A 26,177-nucleotide genomic window follows, 5' to 3' on the forward strand; every position below is an offset into this window, starting at 1 on the left:
TCCGGAGCGGACGAGACTTGGCGGTTGAGGCCGCTCCGGGGCCGGTCAGCGCTGGTTGCGCGAGCTGTTGAGCAGGGAACGCAGAACGACGGCGCACACCGTGACGGAGACTCCGGTGATGGCGACCGCGAGAAGCATGGAGACCAGAACCGCGCCGACGACCAGGACGACCGCCGTTCCACCGGCGACAGCGCAGGCGAGGCCCGTGCCGGTCAGCCGGATCGAGGAACTGGGTGCGCGGCTCGGAAGCGGGGCCACGGGGCCGACGTGCGTGCAGGTGCACGACGACGAGAGCTGGTCATGGGCCGGGGTGATGGCGGTCGGCTCCACCAGGCGCGGGACCAGGTGGGCGGGCGACGGGTTGACCGGGATGCGAGGACGGAACACGGTGTTCTCCCTTCCGGAGATCAGCGGTTGAGGGCGGTGTTGATCGTGGGCGACAGGAAGCTGTCGGCGAGGAGGTAGCCGCCCAGCAGCAGCACGACGACCAGCCACAGGGGCGGGCGGGCGAGCTTGAGACCGAGCCAGCCGACGACGAGCAGGGCGAACCAGAGCGGGACGTTCATGTCCATGGCGGGTCTCCCTTCCAGGTGGGTCAGCGGACGCGGCAGCGGTGTCCTTCGGCGGCGATCGAGGCGGCGGCGTAGCTGTCGAACGTGCCGGACCAGCCGCAGTCGTCAGCGCCACAGGCCGCGACGTAGGACATCTGGCCGTTGCGGTTCTGGCCGGTGCCGATGGTGATCGGGCCGCACTGGCGGAGCTTGCGGAAGATCAGGTGCAGGGGCATGACGGTTCTCCTTGTCGGTCAGGCGAGTTGGGCGGCGATGGCGTCGGCCAGTGGGGCCGGAACACCGAGGCGGGTCCGCAGGGTGTCGTTGTCGATCGCGGTCCCCGTGCGGGCGTGATGGTCGGCGGCGACCTTGCGGGCGTGGTCGACCAAGGCGGACGGCACGTCCGGAAGCGCGGCGGGAGGCAGAGCGGGGGCGGGAGCCGGAAGCGGTTCGGCCGGCGTGGGTGCCGTCGAGACCGGGGCAGGGGGATCTTCTGCCCGGGGCGCGGCCTCAGGTCGAGCGCCCGGGGTGTGGACCAGGAGCGTGCCGCCGAGGAAGGCGAGGGCGGGCCATCCGGCGACCAGAATGCGCAGCCAGGCGGGAACGGCCGACAGATCCAGGAGTCCGGCGGTGGCGACGTTGGCACCGAGCGAGGCAGCCAGGGCGACGGCGAACCAGGTCCAGGCCGCGCGGGTCGGTCCCTGGGTGGTGCGCAGCGAACGGAGTCGGTGCCAGGACGCGACCAGGAGCAGGTCAACGCTGACCGGGTAGGCCCAGGCCTTCCAGCCGTGTTGCCCGGCGGCTTCGGCGATGTCGTGCAGGTGGGCGAAGGACAGCGCACCGGCGATCACGGCCTGGATCAGTACGGCGTCGGGGCGGATCGGTCGGGTCACGGTCATTCACCTCCTTCGGGTGGTGGCCAGGGCCGGGCGGGGATGGGTGCTCCTGCCGCCCGGTCCCGGCGGGCTTCAGTCGGTCGGGGCTTCACCAGTGCCGAGGCAGGTGAGGCACAGCGCTTCCTGCCGGTCGGCGCTGATGTGCTTCTTGCGTCCGCCGACCTGGAAGGACTCCTGCACCTGTCCGGTCTGACAGTCCGGGCACGGGGTCGGCTTCTTCGCGGTACGACGGGTGGCGGGCTTCTTCGCGGCGGGCACGGTCACGCCTGGCCGGGGTAGTCGGGTCCGTCCTCGAAGCCGGCCGGAGGCACATCGGGCAGGGAGGCGGCGAGCGATCCGCCGACCACCTCGATGAACATCGGGTCGGCGCCGGGCGTGTGGGCGTACAGAGCCATGTCGCCGAGCATCAAGACCGTGCGGTTGAGGTCCTTGCAGCCCTCGCACATAGGGATCTCTCCTTCGGGTTTCGGGCATGGAGCGGGTAGGGACCTGGCGCGAGGCAGTAACGCCGACCGTGGTGCGGGGGAGTTAGGTGCCCGCAGGAACCGGCTTGCGGAGCACGACGCCGGACAGAGCCGGGACGGGAAGCACGGGCCGGAAGGCGGCCAGGGCGGGGATGTCCGGGGTGAGGTGCGCGTGCCGGTTGCAGGCGTTCACGGCCTGGCGCAGCGTGGTGTGCGGGGTGCGGGCGCGTACCCATCCGCCGGTCGAGTCGCCGACGATGACCGTGCCGGGTCGGGCGTTGGAGATCTGCGTGGTGGCGAACACGGCGTGGGCTGAGATGTCGCCGAAGACCATCTTCGCGGACGACTCGTCATTGACCCGGTGCGCGGTGCGGCCGGTGAGCTGGGCTCGGAGCATGGTGATCCCGGAGCCGAGTTCGGACCCGAAGCGCTGTCCGTAGATGTCGAGGTAGATCCCGGCGGCCCGGCCGAGCTGTGCCAGACGGACCAGAGCGGTCACGATCCGATCGCGCCGCTTCTCCTCCAACTTGCTTGCGAACAAGGCCAGTTCGGCGACCTCATCCACGGTGACGACGACCGGTACGGGCCGCAGGTGCTCGGGAAGGCCCCAGATGTCGGCGGTGATCTCCGCATCCGGCACGTCCGCACTGATCCGCTGTTCGGCACGGATGACCTGGTAGACGTCCTCCATGTAGTCGATCAGCGCGCACAGCAGATCGGCCGCCATGTCCGGGTCGGTGGCGAGAGCCGTGAAACGGCGGGCCATCGGAGCAAGCTCGACACCCTGCTTACAGTCGATGCCGACCAGCGCGACGCGTTGCGGGGCGAGTTCCTTGACCAACTGCCTTTGGTAGACGGACTTCCCGGACTTCGTGGCACCGACGTTGACCGAGTGCGGCACCTCTCGGTAGTTGCGGTGGTACACGGTGCCGTCTTCCCGGATGGCCACCGGCACGCGCAGCAATCCGCGTTCTGCCTTGATCGGGAGTTGGACGTGCCGCAGGACGTCATAGCCGGTCAGGACCACTTCGACGATTCCCGCTTTGATCTCGCGAGTGGTGACCTGGTGGGCGGTGAAGGAGTGTCGCAGCCGGTCGGCGGCGGCGGAGTACTCGAAGGCGTCCTGCCCCGGAAGCATCCTGATCCGCAGGGCCAGCCCGGTCCGGGTCGGCTTGATCCGCACGATCCGGGGGACGCGCTGACGCGGCATGGGTTGCTTGCACCAGCGCGCCAGGGCGATCCGGAACCGGGACGGGGCGGTGGTGAGCTGACACGCCTCCATCACGGACCCGAACCGAGCCAGCACCCGTACCAGGGCGAGGACGACACCGAACGTCAGCCAGTACCAGGCCGGACGCCGCCACCGCAGTACCAGCGCGATACCGACAAGCAGGACCAGGGCGACCGCGAGCCCGGTCACCGTCAAGCCGCCTTCGGCTTCACCGCACCGGCCACCAGAGACGTCACCGCGACGGCGCGGAAGGCGATGCCGTGGCGCTTCTGGCCGTTGAACTCGTTCTCCCACGGGCGCCCGACCAGACCGGTCAGCCCAACCGGGGTGCCCATCGTCAGCTCACCGGAGATGCTCGGCTGCGGAACGGTGATCGAGAGGATCTCGACCTCATCGTTCACCGCGAACATCACGTCCACGGTCATCAGCGTCGCACCGGTCTCGGTGTCCGTGGCGATCTCGCCGGAGCGGCGGTCCTTGACCTTGGGCTGCGGGGGCTTGGCCACCATCACGATGGCGGCGGAGGTGTCGATGGGAATCTGACGCATCGTCTTGTCTCCTGGTTTCGAGGGGAGTTGCATCCGACGTTTCGTCGGTGAGACCAGGAAACTGCCGGAAGGGGTGGACCTATCACGGGCCCTATGGACGTTTGGGGACGTCTCCGCTACGTTCGAAAGGTCCCCAAGTCCCGCCATCCGCAGGAGCGATGACATGGCGAACGAACGCTTACGCGCGACGATCTCCGCAAAGGGACAGACACTCCAGACGCTGGCCGATCACGTCGGCATCGACCCCAAGAGCGTTGAGCGCTGGATCTCCAAAGACCGTACGCCGCACCGCAGTCACCGCTGGAAGGCCGCAAGTTTCCTCGGCGTAGACGAGGTCTACCTATGGCCTGCCGTCGCGAAGCAGGCCGAGACGGCAAGCACGTCAGAGCTGATCACGTACTACCCGCACCGGGGTGCCGTCCCCGCGTCCTTGTGGACGTCCTTGATCGAGCAGGCCACGAGTCAGGTGGAGATCCTGGTCTACGCCGGCCTGTTCCTGTTCGACAGCAATCCGGACCTGCCCGACCAGTTGGCCGACAAGGCCAAGGCGGGAGCCCAGGTCCGCATCCTGCTCGGTGACCCCGACTCCGCGATGATTCACCAGCGGGGCGAGGAAGAAGGCATCGGGGACGACCTGGCGGCACGAGCACGGATCACCAGGCGCTACCTCGAACCGGCAGCCGTGACGCCGGGCGTGGAGATCCGCCTCCACGACACGATCCTCTACAACTCGATCTACCGGTTCGACGATGACGTCTTGGTGAACCCGCACGTCCTGGGGGCGCCGGCCGGACAGAATCCGGTGCTGCACTTCCGCTACATCCCCGGCGCCCGGACCTTCCGGCACTACATGCGCAGCTTCGACTATGCCTGGGACCGAGGCACGCCCTCATAGTCCGCTGAACTCCGAGTCGTGCGACGCTGGAGGCATGGCCCGCATCGACTACGTGAACGATCCGAACGCCCCGAAGGCGAACAGCATCGTCCCTTCCGTGACAGCGGTTGCGGTCAACGACGCCGGGGATGTCCTGCTCATCCACAAGACGGACAACCGCCTGTGGGCGCTACCAGGCGGCGGCGTCGATGTCGGCGAATCGGTGGCCCATGCGGCGGTCCGCGAGACGAAGGAAGAGACCGGCTTCGATGTCGAGGTGACCGGGCTGGTCGGGCTGTACACGGACCCGGGCCACGTCATGGCGTACGACGACGGAGAGGTGCGCCAGCAGTTCTCGATCTGCTTCACGGCCCGGATCGTCGGCGGCGAGCTGCGAACCAGCAGCGAGAGCAAGGAAGTCGCGTTCGTCGCTCCCGCCAGGCTGAGCGAACTGAACATTCACCCGTCCATGCGGATGCGGATCGAGCATGGCCTGGCCAACCGATCGGAGCCTTACATCGGTTGATCGTCGAGGCGGGAGAGGGTCCGCGCGACGGCGGCGCCGAGGTACGGACGCGCCTTACTGATCGCGGTGTGCACCTCACTGCCGGGCTCGTACCGGACCAGGATCTCCTCGATGCGCCGATCGAAGTCGAAGGGCTGGCCGGCGGGGCCGGTCGTCATGTCGGCGCAGATCAGCGCGTCCAGGACGGGAGAGTCCTCACGCTCGTACGCCGCCAACTCCTCTGATAGTCCACGCTGTTCAGCCTCGTACACGGCGCCGGAGTGATGGGCGACCAGGCGGACGAGCCGGGAGGGTGCCCCGAGGGTCTCCAGGTAGCGAGCACCGTCGAGGGGGTGGAAGCCCGTTTCCCGCAACTCCGGCGCATAGCCGAGATCATGCAGCCAGGCAGCGGCGACGAGGAGATCCCGTTCGTCTTCGGGTACCGCGGCTGATACCTCGCGGGCCCGTGCGGCCACGGCCTGGGTGTGCAACCAGCGGTTACCGAGCGGCGGCAGCAGGGACTCGGCGAGCTCGGCAGCTTCCTGGGGCGTGTCCAGTGCAGAAGGCATGAATTGCACCGTAGCTGAACGAGGCACCTGGCCGACAGCCTTCCGTCCCGCACTCTGGATCATGGCGCGGTAGAACTTTCCCTACTTCATCAAGGCTCGCTGCGCTCGCGGCTGCCTGCTCCAGCCGCGAGCCAACAGGGCCCCGGCGTACGGGACATCTGCCCGCGGGGACGCTGGTGATCTGACACCGCACCGCCGCCGCGATCCGACCTCTGGAAGGGGAACAGGGACAGCGGACCTTGTTGTCCTTGACCACCAAGAGGCCGACCCCAACAGCCTCACTACACCCGCACTGCCTGACGGGGTCAGGTCGATCTCGGGGATCGAGGGCCGCGCACAGCGCGGCGGCGCCGGTCGGCCGGCGCCCCGCTGCCTCCATGTCTGCGCCACCGGCTGCGCGTCACCGTCCGCCCGTCGCCGCACGCAGCGGCCAAATACAGCACTGGGCACGGTGGGCTTGAGGGATTGCCGCAGGTACGGGTCACAGACGCTTTGTGTTACCGAAAGAGGCCGGATCGCGGCGGCGGTGCGGTGTCGCCTCACCCGCTTCCGTGGACGTTGCCCGGTGGCTGGGGCGGTCGGCTCCACGGCTTTAGGCAGCCACCATGGGGCGAGCCTCGAAGATCATGGCCCCAACGTCGTGCTTTACGGGCAGGTCCACTGACTGCCCGACTCGCGATCAGCTTACGGGGCCATGATCACTCGCCCCATGGCAGCTCCCGCCCAAAGCCGCTCCGCCGACCTCACTCGCACCTGCTAGGAGAGGCGCCACCTAGAAAGCTGCACGCCTACGCAGCTGAATCACATTACTACCACTCTCAGAAATTGACCGAACAGGCGCATGCGGGAGATCTTCTACACCAGCATGCTGCTCGATCACGTTCATCACCAGCTCTTCAGACCAACCAGCCGAGCGCGCGGCAGCCATCACACTCAAACCCTCGCCGTAGTGAATCTCCATCATTTTCCTAAAAGCCCGAGGCTTTTCTTGCGGTACGTGACCAGGCTCTTTCTTATTCCATCCGCGAGCGCTGATCTGCTTGTAAAGACTGATTGCGCGATCTTGGCTGACAATATCCAGATCGCGGGCGCGCCGAACCAGGCTTTTAATGGAAACACCCCACTGCGTCTTGAGCATAGCCAAAGAGCTGAGTGTTGGGTTGCGCGGAAAAACCATTTCCATGGCTGAAATGGGAGTCAGTAGTTCTGCCGCAAAAATGTCGGCCTCGGCCTCGACAACCGCCCCTACCTGCCCCGGAGTGTGGAGTACTAGGTGGCCTAGCTCATGAGCTACCGTAAACCGAAGCCTGTCGCCCGGAACCTCAGAGAGAAGCGCAATGACGGGCTCATCACCTTGCCAGGCTGAGAAACCATCCAGATTTTCTGCCTTGAAGGGAACCCCCAGGACGGTTACCCCTAGTCGCTCAACAGCAAGGACGAGATATGGAAGGGGTTCTTGCGGAGTAAATCCCAGAACTTCGCGTGTCTTCTGTGCAGCTTCCCTGGGGTCCACCCCCTTCATCGCCGGAAGACGACAGGGGATTGAGCGAGCACTCTGACCTAGCCGGTGATATTCTTCATAGACCACGTTAGCCCATTGCATGGCAGCGTTCTTTGAGCGCTGAGTTAGCCTATTTCGCGCCCTCAATTGCGGAGAAAGGGCGTTCAAGGCTACGTCGATGGGCCGATGAAAGAAGTCGACGGAAACCCCGAAGGTTGCAGCCAGAAGAGCTACAGTCTCATCATCTGGCTGCGCACCAGTCTTCTCGATACGCGACAGCTGATGCTGGGAAAGCCCTGGGAATCCATCGGCGAGTTCACTCTGCGTCATCTGGTGCATCTCGCGCACCTGCTTGACGCGCTCGCCGTGGATCATCTCGCCTATTCCCCTAGCTGCTTGTACTGCTGGTCTGGTTCGAGTTCGTCAAGGTCGGCTGCTCGCAGACTAGCCATGCTCCGCGAGAGCTTGCCAACCCAGTCCACCCTCAGGCTGTTGCGCCGGTGGCCACCGCCGAGCGGCCGGACCAACGTCATCGGTTCAGCGAGGCTGCCAGCATCGTCCTGCCACAGGAGCAGCAGGTTATCTGTGTTGAGGCCTGGGATAGCGGACCCCGCCTGCTGGCTCCAAAACGCCTTCCGCGCCCTGGAGCGACCAGGCAGAGGGATCGAGCTGCCCGTACCACGGCCGGTATCGCTCGGCCGCAGGATCCGAACCGCCATGTCGCGGTAGAAGAGGAGCAATCCCGACATCGCATACAGGGGGCGGCCCTCGTCAGTTTCCGCCTGGAGCCCCTCGTCCCTGAGCCGGTCAATGGTGATGCGACGGACCACGTGGGCATAGTGCCACGGGTCATCCGAGCGCTTGAGCCGGTTCGATGTGTGGTGGTCATTGGCCACCGTCAAGCCAGCGTCAAGCGCGCTGAAGATTAGCGGAATGGCAGGCTGGAGCTGCCGCACCGACTCTGCGTACGTTGCCATGCGCATAATATGCCACGCAAGTTCACACCCTGTCCGGCGGTTCACACGATTGATCGGCAGAGGGGGCACAGGGCCCGGTGGGCGGGGGCGCCGACCCGCTTGGCTGACATCCACGAGTGACATCAACGCTGGCGGCCCTGAGCGGCTCCCGGCGGTTTGCTGCGGGGGCCACGGTCGAGGCGAGCGCGGCCGGGGCGGGGCGCCGGGCGAACTTACAAAGCAGATGTCGGCGGTTCGAAACCGTCCACGCCCACCGTGCCCGACCAGGCACGCATCAGTCGAAAGGCCCTCCGGACCCGGTCCGGAGGGCCTTTTTCGTGCCGTTCGCGTGGCGCCGGGTCGCGAGGGCCGTGGGAGCGGCGGGTCCGCGGTCGCGGGGTCGGGAGGGAGGCGGACAATGGGTACTGCGCCGACTCGACACCCTCGCGGCGCACCCGCTTCGAGCTGGAGTGTCCTAGGAGCAGACATGCGTCGGCAGAAGGTCAAGTCAGCAGTCCTCATCGGTGCGGTGGCGGCCTTGGCCGTGGCCGTCGGGCCGGCCGGGCCGGCCGTCGCGACGGGCGGACAGGTGCAGTCCCATCCCGTCGTGGTCGACTGTTCCGGGCACCCCCAGGTCCGGCCGGGCAGCTATCTGATCGCCTGCGGCGACGGGAACAACGGGCTCGTCTCGCTGCACTGGACGCAGTGGGGAGCGTCATCGGCCCAGGCCCAGGGCTCCAACATGGTCAACGACTGCGTCCCCTACTGTGCCGCGGGCCGCTTCCACTCCTACCCCGTGACGGTCCGCCTCGACACCGTCCGCCCGGGTGAGCGGGACCAGCCGCACTTCACCGTCATGCACCTGCACTACACGGCCGACACCCCGCCCCGGACGCCGCGCGACGTGACGTACTCGCAGCTCGGCCTGTAAGGCCGCGGGCCGGTCCCGGCGCACTCAGCGGGAAGCCCCGTCAGGGTGCGGACGGGGCTTCTCGGCCGGCACCGCAGCGCGCTCGGGGTTCAACGCCCGGCGCCGGAACCCGGCGGGTCAGGAGCGGGGAGGACGCCGCCGGATGGCTGAGATTACGCCCGTACTTGGCTGAAACGTAACCCCTGTGCATGATGAGGCCCCGACGGATCCACGGGGTGCCGGGGGCTTGGTGGTTCCGGTGCGTTCGCGTGGGGTTTCCACCCGGAGACCGGGGGATGGGGGGCGGTTGTGATGACGGTCGTCAGGGGCCTGCGAGCGGCCTACGCCCGGGCCTGTGCGGCGGAGCCCGGTTACCCGGAGGTCGGCGCCACCGGTGAGCCCGTGCTGCCCGGCGGCGAGGCCGGATACCGCGTGTTCCGGCGCCGGGTCCGCATCGGGTACGGGCAGGACGTCTTCGAGCGGGCCGGGGACTACGTGATGGGGTGGGGCGTTCAGCGCGGCGCCGGGTTCGGGGTGCACCCCGAGGTGGCCGCCGTGCCCGGGGCGACCGCGCTGATCGTCCTGCGGCTGCCCCGGCTGCCGTTCCCGCGCCTGGTCATCCCGTGCCGCGTGGTGTGGACCGTACGCGCCGCCGAACGCGTCGGATTCGCCTACGGCACCCTGCCCGGCCACCCCGAGTGCGGCGAGGAGTCGTTCGTCGTGGGGCGCGAGGCCGACGGGCTCGTGTGGTTCGAGGTCGCCGCGTTCTCCCGGCCCGCGAGCTGGTACGCCCGGCTCGGCGGGCCCCTCACGCGGCTGCTCCAGGACCTGGCCACCCGGCGCTACCTCCGGGCCGTGTCCGACGCCGCCCGCCGGGGAACGCCCGGGGGGTGAGGCGCGTCTCCCAGGGGGTGCGTGGACGTACAGGGGGCGGTGGCACACTGGCCGCTCATTCGGTGAAGGGAAGCTGGTCGTGGCGATGATGCGGAACCTGCGGAGGGCGGTGCGCCGTGCCTATCGGCGGACCGTCGACCTCAGCCATCCGGCGCGCTCGCCCCTGGGGAGCGCCGTCGTCAACTGCGCGGTATACGTCGACGGGGTGCGGCAGAAGGGCGACTGCCCGGTCGAGGAGGCGCTGCGCCGGGTGCGCGGTCTTGGCGACGGCGCCTTCGTCTGGATCGGGCTCCACGAGCCGACTGAGGAGGAATTCGCGGGCCTGGCCCAGCTGTTCGGGCTGCACCGGCTGGCCGTGGAGGACGCCGTCACCGCGCATCAGCGGCCCAAGGTCGTGCCGTACGACGACATCCTGTTCTCCGTCTTCAAGACGTGCCGGTACGTCGAGCACGAGGAACTCACCGCCAGCAGCGAGGTGGTGGACACCGGTGAGCTGATGGTGTTCACCGGAGCCGACTTCGTCATCACCGTGCGGCACGGCATGCACGGCTCGCTCGGGCCGCTGCGCGAAGAGCTGGAGGAGGCGCCGGAACAGCTCGCCAAGGGGCCTTCGGCGGTGCTGCACGCCATCGCCGACCACGTCGTCGACGAATACCTGGCGGTCGTCGACGCCATGCAGAGCGACATGGACGCGGTCGAGACCGCGGTCTTCGCGGAGAACGCGGGGCGCGGCGACGCGGGCCGGATCTACCAGCTCAAGCGCGAACTCCTCGAACTGAAGCGGGCGGTGGCGCCCCTGGACCGGCCGTTGCAGCGGCTCGCCGGTGAGGGGGCGCCCTCCATCGACCCGGAGGTCCGGCCGTACTTCCGGGACGTGGCCGACCACCTGCTGCGCACCACCGAACAGATCGCCGCCTTCGACGGGCTGCTCGACTCCATCCTCCAGGCCCACCTCGCCCAGGTCACGGTGGCCCAGAACGAGGACATGCGGAAGATCACGGCATGGGCGGCGATCGTCGCCGTGCCGACCATGGTCTGCGGCATCTACGGCATGAACTTCGAGAACATGCCCGAACTGCACTGGCGCTACGGCTACTTCATGGCCCTCGGCCTGATGGCGGCCGCCTGTTTCGTCATCCACCGGGGCTTCCGGCGCAACGGCTGGCTGTAACCGGGCCCGGCCAGGACCCGGCGGCGGCCGGCCGGCCGCACCGCCCTCAGCCCGCGCCGCCCTCAGCCCGCGCTGCGCCGGCTCTCCGCGAGGCCGCGCAGACGCTCCATCTCGCGCCGGTCGCGCTTGGTGGGGCGGCCGAGGCCGCGGTCCCGTACGCCCGCCGCGAGGGCGTCGGCGCGGGCGGGCGGCGGCGGGCTCTTGTCGATGTACGCCTCGACGGCGACCGGGGCGCCGACCCGCTTGCGCAGCAGCGTGACGACCTTGACGATCCGCTCCCGGCCGTCCGCGCGCAGCCGCACCTCGTCGCCGACCTTCACCTGGTGGGCGGCCTTGACCCGCTCGCCGTTGACCTGGACGTGTCCGGCCCGGCAGGCCGTGCCCGCCTGGGAGCGCGTCTTGGTGAGCCGGACCGACCAGATCCAGCTGTCGACGCGTACGGGGCCGGTGCTGGTGCCGTTCGCTGCTTCCGCCATGCCCTCGACTTTAATCGGCGGGCGCCGATGGGCCTCGCGTTTTTCGGACGCGGAGGAGGGCCGGGGACGGGCGGAGACGGCGGCCCGGGGCCGTTGTCAGTGGTGTCGGTCACACTGGGGGCATGTGCAGAAGCATCAAGACGCTGAGGCCCCCGGCCATGCCGGAGGAGGCCACCGAGGACGACATCAGGGCCGCGGCCCTGCAGTACGTGCGCAAGGTGTCCGGTTTCCGGGCGCCCGCCGAGCACAACCGAGAGGTGTTCGAGCGCGCGGTGGACGAGATAGCGGAGGCCACCCGCGAGCTGCTCGACGGCCTGGAGGTGCGCGGGGCCGCCGCGCGGAAGCCCGCGTAGCCGGACGGGCCGGGGGCCGGCACGAAGGGCCGGGCAGACCGGCCGGGAGTGCCGGGTGCCGGGTGGGCCGGGACGGGCAGGGTTGGCCGGTCAGGCGGCCGGGGCCGCAGCGGGGCCGGGGCGCTTCACGACGTACGCCGCGAGGCCGCCCGCCGCGAACAGGGCGAGCAGGGACACCCCGGTGCCGAGCCAGGTCGCGCCCAGCCACTGCCCGCCGAAGTAGCCGAGCCCCACGCTGTACGTCGCCCAGGCCACGCCCGCGAGCGCCGACCAGGGCAGGAACTCGCGGACCTTGCGGTGCGCCGCGCCCGCGCCGAGGGACACGACGGAACGCCCGGCGGGCGCGAAGCGCGCGATGACGACGAGGCTGCCGCCGCCCCGGCTGAGCGCCATGCCGAGTCGTTCCTGCGCCCGGGTCAGCCGGCGGGAGCGGGCGATCGCGCGCTCCAGGCGGGCGCCGCCGCGCAGGGCGAGGCGGTAGGCGACCAGATCGCCGAGGACGGAGGCGGTGGCGGCGCAGGCGGCCAGCGCCAGCAGGTCGGCGTGGCCGGCCTGGGTCGCGGCCCCGGCACCGGCCGCGGTGGCGGAGCCGGCGGCGGTGGTCGCGGCGGTGATCACGAGGACCCCGCTGGGCAGCACGGGAAGGAAGACGTCGAGGAGGACGGAGAGGGTCACGACGGCGTAGATCCAGGGGCTGGACGTCAGCGCCCCCACACTCTCCAGCACGTTCGCTCCTCTGCGGCTTGTCGGTTCCCCGGGACTGAATACCGCGGTGTCGCGGGGAAGCGGCAGGGGCGGCGGTACAGCCGTACAGCGTACGCCCGGGCCTGGAGAAGATTTCTGCCAGGGGTGGGTGGTGTCCCGGTAAAGGGGAAGTCGAGCGGGCCGTGGGAGGAGGGCCCCGGCGCAGGTCGGGGGCGTGGGGCGCGGCGGCCCGGACGATCGCGGGGGCCGCCCGGGGCGCCGCCGGGCCGGGTCGTCCGGCGCGTCACGGCATGCCGCTGCCCGGAGTTCGGGGACTGAACTCCGGGCAGCGGAAGGGTCGTTGGAGGCATGAGCCTCATGCGTCCGGTCAGGCGGCGACGGTCTCGCGCTGGGTGTCGGAGGCCGGCCGGGCGGTGCGGCGGGCGCCGATGAGCTGGTCGAGGGCGAGCGCGCCGGGGCCGGTGAAGACCAGGAGCAGGAACGCCCAGCAGTAGATCGCGGAGGCCTCGCCGCCGTTCTGCAGGGGCAGCAGCGCGTTCGACTGGTGGACGCTGAAGTAGGCGTACGCCATCGAGCCGGAGGAGACCAGGGCGGCGACGCGGGTGAAGAGGCCGGTCAGGACCAGGATGCCGCCGACGAGCTGTATCACGGCCGCGTACCAGCCGGGCCAGGTGCCCGCGGGGATCGAGCCGCCGCCCATCGCGCCGCCGAAGACGCCGAACAGGGAGGCCGCGCCGTGGCAGGCGAAGAGGAGGCCGATGACTATGCGGAAGAGAGCGAGCGCATAGGGGCGCGCGCGCTCGGCGTCGAGCGAGGGGGAGGCCATTGAGGGCTCCTTCGGTTGGGGACGGGACCGATGGGGTCCACAGGTTAGGCAGCCCTCACTATTGCTTGCAAGTTCAACATTCTTAATGTCTTGTTTCGGCTGGGTGAATTGAGCCAGGTGTGCCGTCGGGCGCGATCGGCCGGTCCATGACGGTCTTGAGTTGGACTGGACCACTGCCCAACCAGCGGGTGCGGCGGGCCCGATCGAGCCGCAGCCGGGCGGAACGGCCGTGCAGCGTAAGGGTCATGAGCTGGTTGCCGAACCACGGCCCGCCGGTCCTGCGCCAGTCGAACACCGGCCGAACCACCCGCGCGTGCCGCGCCAGCGCGTGGCCGAGACCGCGCGCGATCCGGCTCCAGCCGAAGCGGAATCCGGCCTGTACCGGGGCCGGAACCGAGTTGTGAACCGGCGAACACGTGAACTGGCAGACACGGGCGGTGGGTTGGGGCGCGGAATTTGGCCAGAAGGGCTCCGCCACGTATGCGTGGTGTACATCACCCGACAGGACGCTGATGGTGGCGGGAGCGCCCCGCCCGGAGCCCGTGCGGGCGATCAGGTCGGTGAGGCGCTCGAACGAGGCCGGGAACGCGGCCCAGTGCTCCAGGTCGGCCCGGCGCCTCAGCCGCTCGCCGATCCGCGCCCAGCGCGGGCCGCGCGAGCCCGCGCACAGGGCCGCGTCCCACTGCTCCGCGTCATGGACGAGCGGCGGCAGCAGCCACGGCAGGGACGTGCCGATCAAGAGGTGGTCGCAGTCCCCGGGGCCCGGCATCTGGGCCGCGAGCCACCGCGCCTCGCCCTCGTCGAGCATCGCCCGCCGCCCCTCCTCCAGGACGCGGGCGGCGCGGCTGTCCACCATCACGAGCCGGGTGCGGCCGAAGTCACGCCGATAGCTCCAGCGCACCGTCGCCGGATCCCGGTCGGCGCGGGCCGCGAACGCGCGCAGCGCCTCGGTGCCGTCCGGCGCCTCCCGCACCGCCGCGTACAGCGGATCACCTGCGAGCTCGGCGGGGGAGAGGTTGCCGAGGTGCTGGTGGACCCAGTACGACATCAGGCCGCTGAGCACCCGCTCCTGCCACCAGGGGGTGGCGCGCATCTCGGCGAGCCAGGCGGCGCTGGTGTTCCAGTCGTCGATCACGTCGTGGTCGTCGAAGATGTGGCAGCTCGGCACGGTCGAGAGGAACCAGCGCACCTCGGGGTCGAGCCAGGTCTCGTAGTACAGCCGGGTGTACTCCTCGTAGTCCGCCACCTGGGCGCCCGGGGCGTCGCGCAGGCCCCGGCGCGCGGCCAGCCAGCGCCGGGTGTCCGGCGAGACGTTGTCCGCGTACACCTGGTCGCCGAGGAGCAGCAGGAGATCGGGCCGCTCGGCCCGGGGATCGGCGGCGATGCGCGTGGCGAGCGCGTCGAGCGCGTCCGTGGCCGTCGGGTCGGGCGCGCGCCGGCAGGAGCCGAAGGTGACGCGGAGCGGGGCGTCGGCCGCGGGGACGGCGATGGTGCTCGGCGGGAAGCGGGAGTCGGGCGGCGGCCAGACGGGCCGCCCGTCCAGGAGCACCTCGTACGCCGTGGCGGTGCCCGGCGTCAGGCCGTCGAGCGCGACCAGGGCGTAGTGGTGCCCCGCGATCTGGAACGTGCGGGCCTCGCCCGCCGTGCCGTCGGCGCAGCGCACCCGGGCCGTGCAGGGCCGGTCGGCCTCGACCCACACCGTGGCGGCCCCGTGCGGATCCAGATAACGCAGCAGCGGCCCCAGGCGAAGCCCGGCCATGTGATGCCCCCTCCGTCGCCGGTCCGTTCGTACGGTACGGAACGACGGAGGGGCGCGACAGGTTTCAACAGCCTTGTGGGCAAAGCTTGTTGTTCACCTGACTCGGTGTCAGCAGCCGTTGAGGATGCCCTGGAGGGCCGACTTCTCGGCGGTGTCGACGGTGAGGCCGTAGTAGTGCTTCACGTCGACCCACATCCGGGCGTACGTGCAGCGGTAGGAGGTCAGCGACGGCAGCCACTTGGCGGGGTCCTTGTCGCCCTTGGCCTGGTTGACGTTGTCGGTGACCGCGATCAGCTGGGGGCGGGTCAGGTCGTTGGCGAAGCCCTGGCGCTGGGGGGTGGTCCAGGTGTTCGCCCCGGAGCGCCAGGCCTCGGCGAGCGGCACGATGTGGTCGATGTCCACGTCGGAGGCGGCGGACCAGGTGGCGCCGTCGTACTCGGAGTACCAACTGCCGCTGGTGGGCGCACAGCTGGAGTCGGTCGAGACGTTGGTGCCGTCGCGCTTGAGCACCACTTCGCGGGTGTTGCAGGTGCCGGACTGGGTGATCCAGTGCGGGAACTTGTCGCGGCTGTAGCCCGTGAGCGAGCCCTCGGCCTGCACGGTGAGCTGGCCCAGGTAGGTGCGGGCGGTGGCGGCGCTCACCGGGGTGGGCGGCGAGGCCTCGGCGGCCGGGGCGGTGATCAGCGCGGCGCCCGCGGCGAGTGCGGCAGCGGCGGCGAGGACGGCTGAGCGACGCGCGTAGATGCGGGGCGTGCGCGTTCCTATGGCGGCTGACATCTGAACTCCCTTGACGTGGGGGGAACTTGACCGGCCACGGGATGGGCGGCCCGGCCAGCGTGACGGCGCCGGGTTGCCTGGGGATGGGCGCCAGGTAACAGCCTGGCGACATGGGCACGTCAGATCAAGAGTCCGGACGCCACCGAACGGCAAGGGAATTGACGCACCGTCGGGCGCACCCCGTACAAGGCGGAGCGCGCGCCGGTCCGACGGCACCGGCTCACGACGGGAGCGAGGGGGCCGTCCGGCACCGGCTCCCCACGGGAGTGAGGGGGCCGTCCGACACCGGCCCGCGAAGGGAGCGGCCTCCCCTCGCCGGGAGTCGCACGTCGTACGGTGGGCGCGTGCTGCTGCCCGTGAACATCACGCTCGGGGCCGTCCTGGTCGCCCTGCTCCTGGCCGCCGCGGGCGTCGCCGCCGCCGCGCACCTGGGGCGGCACCGCGAGATCCTCATCGCCGGGGTGCGGGCGGCGCTTCAGCTCGCCGTGGTCGCCCTCGCGATCCACTGGGTGGTCGGCTCGGTGCCGCTGCTGCTCGGGTTCCTGGCGCTGATGTTCGCCGTCGCGGTCCGCACCGCGGGCCGCCGGATGACCGCCAACGCCACCTGGTGGTGGGCGGCCGCCCCCATCGCGGCCGGGGTCGCCCCCGTGGTCGCGACGCTGCTCCTCACCGGGCTCGTCCCGGTCAAGGGCATCGCGCTGATCCCGGTCACCGGCATCCTCATCGGCGGTGCGCTCACCGCGACGGTGCTGGGCGGGCGCCGCGCGCTGGACGAGCTGACCGCGCGGCGCGGCGAGGTGGAGGCCGGGATGGCGCTCGGGCTGCTCGACCGGGACGCCCGCCTGGAGATCGCCCGGCCCGCCGCGTCCGACGCGCTGCTCCCCGGCCTCGACCAGACCAGGACGGTGGGCCTGGTCACCCTGCCCGGCGCGTTCGTCGGCATGCTGCTCGGCGGGGCGTCCCCGGTGCAGGCGGGCGCGGTCCAGCTCTTCGTGCTGGTCGCACTCATGTGCGTCCAGGCGGTCGCGGTGTCGGTGGTGCTCGAACTCGTGGCGCGCGGCAAGGTGCACCGCGAGGTCCGGGACCTTGGTCCCTGATGGGGCGCTCGCGGCATGCCGTACCCTTGAGGGCGCAGAAGGGGAGTAGCTCTTCGCCGGAACGTCGACATACTGCCGAGTCCCTCACGGGTTCTTGGCCGGCGCCCGGAGGCGAGTGCCCGCGAGGGACCCGCCAGCGAGACCTTCGGCCGCAGTGACATGACCATTCATGGCGCTGTCGTGCCGAAGCGACCCCGAATCCAGCTCGGAACTGCTCTCGGTGCGGCCCGCCCGACCGATTGAGGAACCCCTTCCGTGCTCAGCCTTACGATCATGGCGATCACCTTCGGTGTGATCTTCCTCGCCGAACTCCCCGACAAGACCGCGCTCGCGGGACTGATGCTCGGCACCCGTTACAAGGCCTCCTACGTGTTCGTCGGCGTCGCCGCCGCCTTCGCCGTCCATGTCGTCCTCGCCATCGCGGCGGGCAGCGTGCTGACCCTGCTGCCGCAACGGCTGCTCCAGGCGATCGTCGGCGTCCTGTTCCTGGCGGGCGCGGCGATGCTGCTCTTCAAGAAGGGCGACGACGACGAGGACGTGAAGCCGCCCGCCGACCAGTCGTTCTGGAAGGTGTCGGGGGCCGGGTTCATGCTGATCCTGGTCGCCGAGTTCGGTGACCTCACGCAGATCATGACGGCCAACCTGGCCGCCCGTTACGACAACCCGCTGTCCGTCGGCATCGGCGCGGTGCTCGGCCTGTGGGCCGTCGCGGGCCTCGGCATCCTGGGCGGGCGCACCCTGATGAAGCGCGTGCCGCTGCGCCTGATCACCAAGGTCGCGGCCTGCCTGATGCTGGCCCTGGCCGGCTTCAGCCTCTTCGAGGCGATCGCGGGCTGAGCCCCGGCGGCGTACGCGTACGGGCTCGCACGCGCCCGGCCCGTACGCGCACGGCAAACGGGCCGCGCCCAGCCCGTACGCGCGGCGAGCCGCCCGCGCACGACGAAAACGGCCCCCGTGGTAGGACGGGGGCCGTTCGTTTTCGGGGTGGGCGCCTTCGGGGCGGCCCGCTCAGCCGGTGATCTCCAGGCGCAGGGTCCCGTCCGCCTCGGCGGTGACGGTGAGGTGCGTGAGGTCGGGGACGTACGCGGTGGGCTCGTGGGCGTTCGCCCGGGGGCCCACGCCGATGACCCGCATCCCGGCGGCCCGGCCGGCCGCGATACCGGCCTCGGAGTCCTCGAAGACGACACAGTCCGCCGGGTCGAAGCCGAGCTCGGCGGCGCCCTTGAGGAAGCCCTCCGGGTCCGGCTTGCTCGCGCCGACGCTCTCGGCGGTGACCCGCACCTCGGGCATCGGCAGCCCGGCGGCCGTCATACGGGCCCGGGCGAGCGCCGCGTCGGCCGAGGTGACCAGGGCGTGCGGCAGCTCGGCGATGGCGGCCATGAAGGCGGGGGCGCCCGCGACCGGGACGACGCCGTCGGTGTCGGCGGTCTCCTCGGCGAGCATCACCTTGTTGTCCGCGTAGTTCTGCTCCATCGGCCGCTCCGGGAGCAGCACGGCCATGGTGGCGTAGCCCTGGCGGCCGTGCACGACCTTGAGGGCGGCCTCCGGGTCGAGGCCGTTGCGCTCGGCCCAGCGGCGCCAGCAGCGCTCCACGACGGCGTCGGAGTTCACGATCGTCCCGTCCATGTCCAGGAGGAGGGCGCGGGCGGTCAGGACGGTGGTGGTCGTGGGGCTGGCCGGCATCGGCGGACTCCAGGGCACGGGAGTGGGTGGCACAGAAACACAAAGGTGACCCCCGCCCGCCGGTCAGGGAGTACAGGCAGGGATCACTTTGTTCCTCCACGATACAAAACGCGAGGGGGGTTGTGCCACCCGGCCCCCTCGTGCCGGGCGGCAGGGTGCGCCGTGGCGGGCCGGAACGCCCCGCCTCACGGTCGCTGGGTGACCGACTCCAGGGCTTGCCGGGTCGGCGGCCCGTAGACCCCCGCCGGGTCGCCCTCGACGCCCAGGTACGACTGGAAGTCCCGCACCGCGCGCTCGGTCCGGGAACCGAAGCCGCCGTCGGCGCTGCCGTTGTAGAGCCCCAACTGGGCCAGCCGCTGCTGGAGTTCGAGCACCCCGGGCCCGCTGTCGCCGCGCCGCAGCGTGCTGCTCGGCGCCGGTGCGAGCGGCTTGCCGGCGGGGGAGTGCGAGGGCCGGGCCGAGGTGGACGCGGAGGGCGAAGGGGCCGGCTTCGACGGGGTCGGCGAGGCCGGCCGTGACGCGGACGGCGACGGCGAGGGCCGTGCGGAGGCGGAACGGCCCGGGGCCGCCTTCTTCGTACGGGACGCGGCGGCCGAGGGCGCCACGGCGGACGCCGGGCCGCCGCCGCTGTACGGAACGCCGGTCCCGGCCACGTCGGGCAGCGCCTGCTTCGGGGTGGCGTCGTCGGCGAACAGGGTGCTCGCGAACGCGGCCGTGGCGACCACCACCGCCGCGACCGCGCCGACGGTCAGCGCGGCGATGCGCCGCCTGCGCGGAGCCCGCCCGGCGTTCGGGGGCGACGGATGCTCCGCCTCGGCGGGCGCGGGCTCCGCCGCCGGGACCACCGCCCCGAGCCGCATCGTCCGCTCGGCAGGGGCCTCCGGGGCGGCCGGAGCCCCCTCGTCCGGCCCGTCCGGCCCTACGGAGGCGTTCGGCAGCATCGCTTCCGGCCTCGCGGAGGCGTTCGGCAGCATCACGTACGGCCGGATCCGCAGCGGGTCGAAGTCCTCCGCGGCGGCGGCCTCGGCCGAGCGCTCGGCGTGCAGCGTCTCGGCGGCGCGCTCGGCGCAGGCGCAGCCGGGTCTTCCGTCCACCCCGCGTCCCGCACCGCATGCGGGACAGCCCTGTCCGGTCATCGTCCGGTCCCCTCCCCAAGAAACTGCGTGCGATTATGCCGCGCGGTCGGTGGGCGGCCGGGCCGTACGGGCGGTCCCGGCAGGCCATATCCGTACATTCCGATCAAGATGGGGGGAGCGAGTCGGAGCACACACACGGATGGGACGTGGCCATGGCTCAGGGAACCGCTCCCGCCACCGTCGCCCCCGGTGCGGGGCAGGAACGGCGGACCGTAATGGTCGCCATCGGCGCGCTGCTGCTCGGCATGCTGATCGCCGCGCTCGACCAGACCATCGTCTCGACCGCCCTGCCGACCATCGTCAGCGACCTCGGCGGGATGGAACACCTGTCGTGGGTCGTGACGGCGTACATGCTGGCCTCGACCGCCGCGACGCCGCTGTGGGGCAAGCTCGGCGACCAGTACGGACGCAAGAAGCTGTTCCAGGTCGCGATCGTCATCTTCCTCATCGGCTCGGCGCTGTGCGGCATCGCGCAGAACATGGGCCAGCTGATCGGCTTCCGCGCGCTCCAGGGCCTGGGCGGCGGCGGCCTGATGGTGCTGTCCATGGCGATCGTCGGCGACCTCGTCTCGCCCCGCGAACGCGGCAAGTACCAGGGCCTGTTCGGTGCGGTCTTCGGCGCCACCAGCGTGCTCGGGCCGCTGCTCGGCGGGTTCTTCACCGAACAGCTCAGCTGGCGCTGGGTGTTCTACATCAACCTGCCCATCGGCGTGATCGCGCTCCTCGTCATCGCCGCCGTACTGCACATCCCGGTGCGCGGCACCCGGCACACCATCGACTACCTGGGCACCTTCCTCATCGCCTCCGTGGCGACCTGCCTGGTCCTGGTCGCGTCCCTCGGCGGTACGACGTGGCCCTGGGCCTCGGCGCAGATCATCGGGCTCGCGGTGCTCGGCCTGGTGCTGCTCGTGGTGTTCGTCGCGGTGGAGCGCAGGGCCGTCGAGCCGGTGCTTCCGCTGAAGCTGTTCCGCATCCGCACGTTCACCCTCGTCGCCGTCATCAGCTTCATCGTGGGCTTCGCGATGTTCGGCGCGATGACGTACCTGCCCACGTTCCTCCAGGTCGTCCAGGGCATCTCGCCGACGATGTCCGGCGTGCACATGCTGCCGATGGTCCTCGGCATGCTGCTGACCTCGACGGCGTCCGGCCAGATCGTGTCCCGCACCGGGCGCTGGAAGGTCTTCCCCATCGCCGGCACGGCGGTCACCACGCTCGGCCTGCTGTTCCTGCACCGGCTCACCGAGACGAGCTCCACCTGGGACATGAGCCTCTGCTTCTTCGTCTTCGGCGCCGGTCTCGGCCTGGTCATGCAGGTCCTCGTCCTGGTCGTGCAGAACGCGGTCGACTACGCCGACCTGGGCGTGGCGACCTCGGGAGCCACCTTCTTCCGCTCCATCGGCGCCTCGTTCGGCGTCGCCATCTTCGGCACGATCTTCACCAACCGGCTCACCGGAAAGCTCTCCGACGCCCTGGCCGGACAGCCGCTTCCGCCCGGCGTCGGCCCCTCCACCATCTCCGCCGACCCGCACGCCATCGCCCAACTCCCGCCCGCGGCGCGCCCACCGGTGCTGCACGCCTACGCCTCGTCCATCACCGACGTCTTCCTGTACGCGGCCCCGGTCGTGTTCCTCGCCTTCGTGACGGCGTGGTTCCTCAAGGAGGACAAGCTGCGCGGCGCGGTCACCGCGCCCGACACCAGCCAGACCCTCGCCTCCAACCCCGTCGAGCGCTCCTCGTACGACGAGTGCGCACGGGCCCTTTCGGTGCTGGGGACGCGCGAGGGGCGCCGGGAGATCTACCGGACGATCACCGAGAAGGCGGACCTGGACCTGCTCCCAGCGGCGAGCTGGCTGCTCCTGCGCATCAAGAAGTACGGGTCCACCGACCCCGCGATGCTCTCCGAACGCGCTCCCGTGCCGCTGCACGTCATCACCGAGGCGGCCCGCCAGATCGAGGAGCGCGGGCTCGCCCGGCGCGACGGCCTGCCGATGGTGCTGACCGAGCGGGGCGGCGAGGTCGCGGTGCGCCTGTACGCGGCCCGCGAGGAGTCCCTGGCCGAGCTGCTCGGCGACTGGTGGGGGCCCGACCGGCCCCGCGACCTGGTGAAGCTGATCGCGGAACTGACCTCGGAGCTGTCCGGCTCCGACCCGGAACGGCCCTCGGGCCCGGCGACCCGCCGCGACCACGCGGCCTGAACCCCGGACCCGGGCGGACTGAGCCCCGTCCCCGGGCGGGCGTCCCCGGGCGGCCTGAATCCCGGCCCCGGGCGGGCGGCCCCGCTCACAGCTCCTTGGCGAACCAGCGTTCGCTGTAAGGGCCTTGGCTGTACGGCGCCACTTCGCGATAGCCGTGCTTCGTGTAGAGGCCGCGCGCCTCGACCAGATCGTGCCGGGTGTCCAGGGCGAGCCGCCGGGCGCCCAGGCGCCGGGCCGCGTCCTCAAGGGCCATGAGCAGCGCCCCGCCGCCGCCGGTCCCGCGCGCGAAGGGGCGGACGTAGACGCGGGTGAGCTCGGCCGTCGCGGGAGCCGTGCCGTCGATCACCGGTGCCTCGGCGCACAGCAGCACCCCGCCGCACGCGGCCGGCCGCCCCTCGTGCCGGCCGACCACGAAGTCCCCCGTGGGGGGCCGCAGTTGATCCGCGCCGTCGTCCGTCAGCCCCCGCTCGATCTCCGTCTCGGTGGCGGGTCTGCCGTGCCAGCGGCTCGCCACCTCGTCGTAGTAGTCGCGCCGCAGCAGGGCCGCGTCGGGGGTGTCGGGCCGCTCGGTCGCCATGATCCAACTCATGGGGCCTGCCTATCCCGCTGGGTGCGGTCTTGGCCACCCAATTATTCGGCCCGGCTCGGGTGGGGCGGAGCCCCAGGAGGGGCGGCACCTGAACCCTGCGGCGGGGTGCGGCCACGGCGGATCGCGAAGGCGGCGGCGGTCGCCAGTACCGCCGTCAGGGACGCCGTGAGCAGCCACGCCGGGACCCCGCCCAGCGTCATCAACTCGTCGGTGTACCAGGCCCGTTGGAAGGGCGCGTCATCGGCGGACGCCTTCAGTTCGTGGTCGCCGGTGATGCGGGAGGGCTGCGGGAAGGTCTGGGTCAGGGCGGTCAGATACACCGGCGCGGCCCGGCCCGTCAGGTCGGCGAGCGCGCCCGAGGGGTGGTCGATCCGGCCCGCGAACAGGGTCTGGGGCGGGGCGCCCCCGATCGTGGACGCCGTCTCCATGCGGTGGCCCGACAGGACGTACAGGTTCAGGGTCTGGGGCGTCTTCGCCAGGCGGGACAGGCGCATCGGGTAGACCGGGCGGTCGCTCGCGAAGCTCAGGCTCAGCGGGTCGAGCGGGCCGCCCAACGTCTGGCCCGCCCGGTCGGGGGCCAGCCGGATCGCCACGTACTCCCACTTCCGCTCGACGTAGGGCCGCAGTTCGGTGGCGAGCGCGGGAGGGAGCTGGAAGCCGTTGCGGGCCAGCCAGTCGCGCAGCGCCGTCGGGTCGGAGGCGGTGAGGCGGGCCACGTCGAAGGGGCCGAGCCGCTCGCGGCCGACCACCTCCACCGGAGGCTTCGCCCCGGCCCTGGGTGCGCCGTCACCCACGGCGCGGTTCTTGGCGAACGGCCAGTCGCCGTCCCGGGGCCAGAAGTACGAGCGGGTGCGGTGCACCGGCTCGGAGAGCTCGGCCACCTGGTCGAACAGGGCGCGGTCGCCGAGCTTCACGGTGGCCCGGCTCGGCACCGGCATGATCCACGCGGCCCGTGGCGCGTTCCCGTCGACGGTGAGCCGCATCACGATCTGCTCGCCGTGGCCGTCCCAGCGCACCACGGACGTCTCCTGGCGCACGCTCAACTGCCGCCCGCTCTGCGGCACCATCGCCCCGCAGCCGCACGCGTACGCCGGGGCCACCAGCGAGCCCAGTTGCAGCGCCACCAGTGCGAGCGCCACGAGCAGCGCCCGCCGCCACCGCCTTTGACCGACCCGCATGTCCGCGTACCCCCGTGTGATCGATTGCCGGGAGCTACGACGAAGCGCCGGGACCGGTGGTTCCGCAGGGCCGCCGCATCGCCGCCACGTGACCGGGCACCGGGATGCCGGCCGGCAGCGCCGGGTCGGCTTCGGGCGCGCCGAAGCAGGTGTGCAGCGGCACCACCCCGGCCCACAGGCCGAGTTCGCCGTCGGGCCCGTCCGCGTCCTCGGGCGGGCCCGAAGCCGTCTTCACGGACGCCTCGTCGAGGGAGAGCGCGAGCAGTGAAGTGGCCGCCAGTTCCTTGGAGTTGGGGCGCCGGGCGTAGTCCCACTGCCCGGGCGCGCAGTGCTCGGTCAGGACCCTGAGCCCGTGCAGGAGCTCGTCCCCGTCGGTGATGAGCCGGGGCACCGCGTAGACCATCGCACTGCGGTAGTTGACGCCGTGCTCGAAGACGGACCGGGCGAGGACGAGCCCGTCGATGTGCGTGACGGTCACACAGACCTCCGCCTCCGGCGCCCGCACGATGCTGCGGCTGGCGACCGAACCGTGCACGAACAGCGTCCGCGTCGCGAAGTCCACGCCGTACACGGTCGGCACCACCATCGGGGTGCCGTCGACGACCACCCCGAGATGGCACACGAACGTGCCCCGCAGGATCGCGTCGAGATCGGCGACCCGCGTACTGCCCTGCTCGCGCAGCCGCCGGTGCCGGGTCCGCTCGGTGACGTCCAGCTCCGTCGATATCCGCCGGGCGTGCTGATCCGGTCGCTGTGCGTCCATTTTCCTACCGATTCAGTCGCGAGAGATGGGTGGGGCAACTGTTTCAGCAGAAAGGGGTGGGTATCAAGGGCTGTCGGTCCCTGGGGGCGGACGGGATCAGGGGGCGAGGCCGAGTACGGCCTGGAGGTGGTCCTCCGCCGGGTCGCGTCCCGGAGCGGGCCCGTATCCGTCCCGTCAGCCGTGGGGCGAGGGGCAACGAGCGCCGGGGAGGAGACAGGGGTGGGGCGTAGGGGGATGGCCCCTGCCTCCCGGTTCCGGTGGGTCAGCCGTGTGTCACCTGGAGGCCCTTGATGCCGTTCAGCCAGGCCGAGCGCAGGCGGCGGGGATCGCCCGCCAGACGGAGGTCGGGCAGGACGTCGGCGATCGCGTTGAAGATCAGGTTGATTTCGAGCACGGCCAGCGACTTGCCGAGGCAGAAGTGCGGGCCGCCGCCGCCGAAGCCGAGGTGGGGGTTGGGGTCGCGGGTGATGTCGAACCGGTCCGGCTGCTCGAAGACCTCGGGGTCGTTGTTGGCCGAGGAGTAGAAGATGCCGACGCGGTCGCCCGCCTTGATCTTCTGGCCGCCCAGTTCGGTGTCCTGGGTCGCCGTGCGCTGGAAGGCCACGACCGGGGTCGCCCAGCGCACGATCTCCTCGGCGGCGGTGGCGGGGCGCTCGCGTTTGTAGAGTTCCCACTGGTCGGGGTGGGTCAGGAAGGCGTGCATGCCGTGGCTGATCGCGTTGCGGGTCGTCTCGTTCCCGGCCACGGCGAGCAGGATGACGAAGAAGCCGAATTCGTCCGAGAGCAGATTGCCCTCGCCCTCCGCCGCCACCAGCTGCGACACGATGTCCTTGGCCGGGCACTCCTTGCGCGCCGCCGCGAGGTTCATCGCGTACGACACCAGCTCCATCGCGGCCTCGGCGCCGATCTCCTCGGTGATCGCGTACTCCGGGTCGTCGTACGCCGCCATCTTGTTGGACCAGTCGAAGATCTTGGTCCGGTCCTCCTGGGGGACGCCGATCAGTTCGGCGATGGCCTGGAGGGGGAGTTCGACGGCGATGTTGGTGACGAAGTCGAAGGCGCCGTTGTTCTTGTTGGCTTCCGACAGTGCCGCGTCCACGATGGAGCGGGCACGGTCGCGCAGGGCGCCCTCCAGGGAGCGGATCGCGCGCGGGGTGAAGCCGCGCTGGACGATCTGGCGGACCCGGGTGTGCTCGGGCGGGTCCATGTTCAGCATGATCAGCTTCTGTACGTCGATCTGCTCGCGGCTGATCGACTCGTTGAAGCGGATCACCGCGGTGTTGGTGTTGGAGGAGAACAACTCCGGGTGTGTGGACACGTACTTGACGTCCGCGTGCCGCGTCACCGCCCAGTAGCCGTCGTCCTGGAAGCCGGAGATGCCGGTCGGCTGGGCGCACCACCACACCGGGGCGGTGCCCCGCAGCTCGGCGAACTCCGGGTGCGGCACGCGGGATTGGAGCAGGTCGGGGTCGGTGAAGTCGAACCCGTCGGGCAGGTGGGGGCAACGCATTGGCCACTCCATGTCTGACGGTCCATCAGAAGTTGTCCGAAAGGTAGTAACGGGTTCTAC

31 protein-coding genes are annotated in these 26,177 nt (G+C 70.8%); 9 read left to right on the top strand and 22 right to left on the bottom strand.

Annotated features, from left to right (window positions below):
* Positions 1 to 45: 45 nt before the first annotated feature.
* The 8 genes from ACFYZA_RS09935 to ACFYZA_RS09970 form a co-directional block, all read right to left on the bottom strand.
* Entirely contained in the window at positions 46 to 387 is a 342-nt protein-coding gene (locus tag ACFYZA_RS09935; RefSeq protein WP_388488974.1) for a SpdD-like protein, read from the bottom strand.
* A 20-nt stretch (positions 388 to 407) separates the two neighbouring features.
* Positions 408 to 572 (bottom strand): hypothetical protein, encoded by a 165-nt coding sequence (locus ACFYZA_RS09940; RefSeq protein ID WP_331448235.1) that lies wholly within the window; start codon positions 570 to 572, stop codon positions 408 to 410.
* Between the two features lie 23 nt (positions 573 to 595).
* Positions 596 to 787: a mobile element transfer protein gene (locus tag ACFYZA_RS09945; protein WP_331445673.1), complete on the bottom strand. Its 192-nt coding sequence runs from the start codon at positions 785 to 787 to the stop codon at positions 596 to 598.
* An 18-nt stretch (positions 788 to 805) separates the two neighbouring features.
* Complete coding sequence (locus ACFYZA_RS09950; protein WP_388488977.1) at positions 806 to 1,444, bottom strand: DUF2637 domain-containing protein; 639 nt, start codon at positions 1,442 to 1,444, stop codon at positions 806 to 808.
* 75 nt (positions 1,445 to 1,519) lie between these two features.
* Positions 1,520 to 1,711: a hypothetical protein gene (locus tag ACFYZA_RS09955; RefSeq protein WP_388488980.1), complete on the bottom strand. Its 192-nt coding sequence runs from the start codon at positions 1,709 to 1,711 to the stop codon at positions 1,520 to 1,522.
* Positions 1,708 to 1,893 (bottom strand): hypothetical protein, encoded by a 186-nt coding sequence (locus tag ACFYZA_RS09960; RefSeq protein WP_331445668.1) that lies wholly within the window; start codon positions 1,891 to 1,893, stop codon positions 1,708 to 1,710. Before ACFYZA_RS09960 ends, ACFYZA_RS09955 begins: the two co-directional genes overlap by 4 nt.
* A gap of 82 nt (positions 1,894 to 1,975) precedes the next feature.
* Complete coding sequence (locus ACFYZA_RS09965; RefSeq protein WP_388488983.1) at positions 1,976 to 3,331, bottom strand: FtsK/SpoIIIE domain-containing protein; 1,356 nt, start codon at positions 3,329 to 3,331, stop codon at positions 1,976 to 1,978.
* A gap of 2 nt (positions 3,332 to 3,333) precedes the next feature.
* Positions 3,334 to 3,690 carry a hypothetical protein gene (locus ACFYZA_RS09970; RefSeq protein WP_388488986.1) on the bottom strand — a complete coding sequence of 119 codons (357 nt, stop codon included), beginning with the start codon at positions 3,688 to 3,690 and terminating at the stop codon, positions 3,334 to 3,336.
* A gap of 163 nt (positions 3,691 to 3,853) precedes the next feature.
* Here ACFYZA_RS09970 and ACFYZA_RS09975 point away from each other — a divergent pair, with 163 nt between their 5' ends.
* Positions 3,854 to 4,585 (top strand): XRE family transcriptional regulator, encoded by a 732-nt coding sequence (locus tag ACFYZA_RS09975; RefSeq protein WP_388488988.1) that lies wholly within the window; start codon positions 3,854 to 3,856, stop codon positions 4,583 to 4,585.
* A gap of 34 nt (positions 4,586 to 4,619) precedes the next feature.
* On the top strand, positions 4,620 to 5,090 hold the full coding sequence (locus tag ACFYZA_RS09980) for an NUDIX hydrolase (RefSeq protein ID WP_388488990.1): 471 nt from the start codon (positions 4,620 to 4,622) through the stop codon (positions 5,088 to 5,090).
* Here ACFYZA_RS09980 and ACFYZA_RS09985 read toward each other — a convergent pair.
* From ACFYZA_RS09985 to ACFYZA_RS09995, 3 genes are all read right to left on the bottom strand, one after another.
* Positions 5,078 to 5,638: an HD domain-containing protein gene (locus tag ACFYZA_RS09985; RefSeq protein WP_388488994.1), complete on the bottom strand. Its 561-nt coding sequence runs from the start codon at positions 5,636 to 5,638 to the stop codon at positions 5,078 to 5,080. The two genes, ACFYZA_RS09980 and ACFYZA_RS09985, sit on opposite strands and share 13 nt — an antisense overlap.
* Before the next feature lie 772 nt (positions 5,639 to 6,410).
* On the bottom strand, positions 6,411 to 7,514 hold the full coding sequence (locus ACFYZA_RS09990) for a helix-turn-helix domain-containing protein (protein WP_388488997.1): 1,104 nt from the start codon (positions 7,512 to 7,514) through the stop codon (positions 6,411 to 6,413).
* 5 nt (positions 7,515 to 7,519) lie between these two features.
* Entirely contained in the window at positions 7,520 to 8,116 is a 597-nt protein-coding gene (locus ACFYZA_RS09995) for a hypothetical protein (RefSeq protein WP_388488999.1), read from the bottom strand.
* 466 nt (positions 8,117 to 8,582) lie between these two features.
* On the opposite strand from ACFYZA_RS09995, the gene ACFYZA_RS10000 reads away from it, so the two are divergent.
* From ACFYZA_RS10000 to corA, 3 genes are all read left to right on the top strand, one after another.
* Positions 8,583 to 9,026, top strand: a complete 444-nt coding sequence (locus tag ACFYZA_RS10000) for a hypothetical protein (protein WP_382591536.1) — start codon at positions 8,583 to 8,585, stop codon at positions 9,024 to 9,026.
* Positions 9,027 to 9,317: 291 nt separating this feature from the next.
* Positions 9,318 to 9,899, top strand: coding sequence for a DUF1990 family protein (locus ACFYZA_RS10005; RefSeq protein ID WP_382591533.1), 582 nt, complete (start codon positions 9,318 to 9,320; stop codon positions 9,897 to 9,899).
* Between the two features lie 85 nt (positions 9,900 to 9,984).
* Entirely contained in the window at positions 9,985 to 11,070 is a 1,086-nt protein-coding gene (corA, locus tag ACFYZA_RS10010) for a magnesium/cobalt transporter CorA (RefSeq protein ID WP_382591695.1), read from the top strand.
* 62 nt (positions 11,071 to 11,132) lie between these two features.
* Here corA and ACFYZA_RS10015 read toward each other — a convergent pair whose 3' ends face one another.
* Complete coding sequence (locus tag ACFYZA_RS10015) at positions 11,133 to 11,546, bottom strand: RNA-binding S4 domain-containing protein (RefSeq protein ID WP_382591530.1); 414 nt, start codon at positions 11,544 to 11,546, stop codon at positions 11,133 to 11,135.
* A gap of 122 nt (positions 11,547 to 11,668) precedes the next feature.
* On the opposite strand from ACFYZA_RS10015, the gene ACFYZA_RS10020 reads away from it, so the two are divergent.
* The gene (locus ACFYZA_RS10020; RefSeq protein ID WP_382591527.1) at positions 11,669 to 11,899 is read left to right on the top strand and encodes a DUF2277 domain-containing protein; all 231 of its coding nucleotides are present in this window, start codon (positions 11,669 to 11,671) and stop codon (positions 11,897 to 11,899) included.
* 90 nt (positions 11,900 to 11,989) lie between these two features.
* Here ACFYZA_RS10020 and ACFYZA_RS10025 read toward each other — a convergent pair whose 3' ends face one another.
* From ACFYZA_RS10025 to ACFYZA_RS10040, 4 genes are all read right to left on the bottom strand, one after another.
* Complete coding sequence (locus ACFYZA_RS10025) at positions 11,990 to 12,625, bottom strand: DedA family protein (RefSeq protein WP_382591524.1); 636 nt, start codon at positions 12,623 to 12,625, stop codon at positions 11,990 to 11,992.
* 346 nt (positions 12,626 to 12,971) lie between these two features.
* Positions 12,972 to 13,430: a DoxX family protein gene (locus tag ACFYZA_RS10030; RefSeq protein ID WP_382591521.1), complete on the bottom strand. Its 459-nt coding sequence runs from the start codon at positions 13,428 to 13,430 to the stop codon at positions 12,972 to 12,974.
* Between the two features lie 82 nt (positions 13,431 to 13,512).
* On the bottom strand, positions 13,513 to 15,189 hold the full coding sequence (locus ACFYZA_RS10035; RefSeq protein ID WP_388489005.1) for an alkaline phosphatase D family protein: 1,677 nt from the start codon (positions 15,187 to 15,189) through the stop codon (positions 13,513 to 13,515).
* Between the two features lie 108 nt (positions 15,190 to 15,297).
* The gene (locus tag ACFYZA_RS10040) at positions 15,298 to 15,966 is read right to left on the bottom strand and encodes an HNH endonuclease family protein (RefSeq protein ID WP_382591515.1); all 669 of its coding nucleotides are present in this window, start codon (positions 15,964 to 15,966) and stop codon (positions 15,298 to 15,300) included.
* A gap of 344 nt (positions 15,967 to 16,310) precedes the next feature.
* Between ACFYZA_RS10040 and ACFYZA_RS10045 the strand changes: the two genes are divergently transcribed.
* Positions 16,311 to 17,063: an ABC transporter permease gene (locus ACFYZA_RS10045; RefSeq protein WP_388489009.1), complete on the top strand. Its 753-nt coding sequence runs from the start codon at positions 16,311 to 16,313 to the stop codon at positions 17,061 to 17,063.
* 255 nt (positions 17,064 to 17,318) lie between these two features.
* The gene (locus tag ACFYZA_RS10050) at positions 17,319 to 17,900 is read left to right on the top strand and encodes a TMEM165/GDT1 family protein (RefSeq protein WP_382591509.1); all 582 of its coding nucleotides are present in this window, start codon (positions 17,319 to 17,321) and stop codon (positions 17,898 to 17,900) included.
* 171 nt (positions 17,901 to 18,071) lie between these two features.
* Here the strand turns inward: ACFYZA_RS10050 and ACFYZA_RS10055 are convergent, their stop codons facing one another.
* Both ACFYZA_RS10055 and ACFYZA_RS10060 read right to left on the bottom strand, forming a co-directional pair.
* Positions 18,072 to 18,746 carry an HAD-IA family hydrolase gene (locus ACFYZA_RS10055; protein WP_388489012.1) on the bottom strand — a complete coding sequence of 225 codons (675 nt, stop codon included), beginning with the start codon at positions 18,744 to 18,746 and terminating at the stop codon, positions 18,072 to 18,074.
* 185 nt (positions 18,747 to 18,931) lie between these two features.
* Positions 18,932 to 19,840: a peptidoglycan-binding protein gene (locus ACFYZA_RS10060; protein WP_388489014.1), complete on the bottom strand. Its 909-nt coding sequence runs from the start codon at positions 19,838 to 19,840 to the stop codon at positions 18,932 to 18,934.
* Between the two features lie 194 nt (positions 19,841 to 20,034).
* Between ACFYZA_RS10060 and ACFYZA_RS10065 the strand changes: the two genes are divergently transcribed.
* On the top strand, positions 20,035 to 22,077 hold the full coding sequence (locus ACFYZA_RS10065) for a DHA2 family efflux MFS transporter permease subunit (RefSeq protein WP_382591499.1): 2,043 nt from the start codon (positions 20,035 to 20,037) through the stop codon (positions 22,075 to 22,077).
* An 85-nt stretch (positions 22,078 to 22,162) separates the two neighbouring features.
* Here ACFYZA_RS10065 and ACFYZA_RS10070 read toward each other — a convergent pair whose 3' ends face one another.
* The 4 genes from ACFYZA_RS10070 to ACFYZA_RS10085 form a co-directional block, all read right to left on the bottom strand.
* Positions 22,163 to 22,666: a GNAT family N-acetyltransferase gene (locus tag ACFYZA_RS10070; RefSeq protein WP_388489017.1), complete on the bottom strand. Its 504-nt coding sequence runs from the start codon at positions 22,664 to 22,666 to the stop codon at positions 22,163 to 22,165.
* 41 nt (positions 22,667 to 22,707) lie between these two features.
* Positions 22,708 to 23,844: a DUF2330 domain-containing protein gene (locus tag ACFYZA_RS10075; protein WP_388489019.1), complete on the bottom strand. Its 1,137-nt coding sequence runs from the start codon at positions 23,842 to 23,844 to the stop codon at positions 22,708 to 22,710.
* Between the two features lie 34 nt (positions 23,845 to 23,878).
* Complete coding sequence (locus ACFYZA_RS10080; protein WP_388489021.1) at positions 23,879 to 24,607, bottom strand: pyridoxamine 5'-phosphate oxidase family protein; 729 nt, start codon at positions 24,605 to 24,607, stop codon at positions 23,879 to 23,881.
* 262 nt (positions 24,608 to 24,869) lie between these two features.
* Positions 24,870 to 26,117 carry a cytochrome P450 gene (locus ACFYZA_RS10085; RefSeq protein ID WP_388489023.1) on the bottom strand — a complete coding sequence of 416 codons (1,248 nt, stop codon included), beginning with the start codon at positions 26,115 to 26,117 and terminating at the stop codon, positions 24,870 to 24,872.
* Positions 26,118 to 26,177 lie beyond the last annotated feature (60 nt).

Source organism: Streptomyces sp. NPDC001828, assembly GCF_042892175.1.
Lineage (GTDB): Bacteria > Actinomycetota > Actinomycetes > Streptomycetales > Streptomycetaceae > Streptomyces.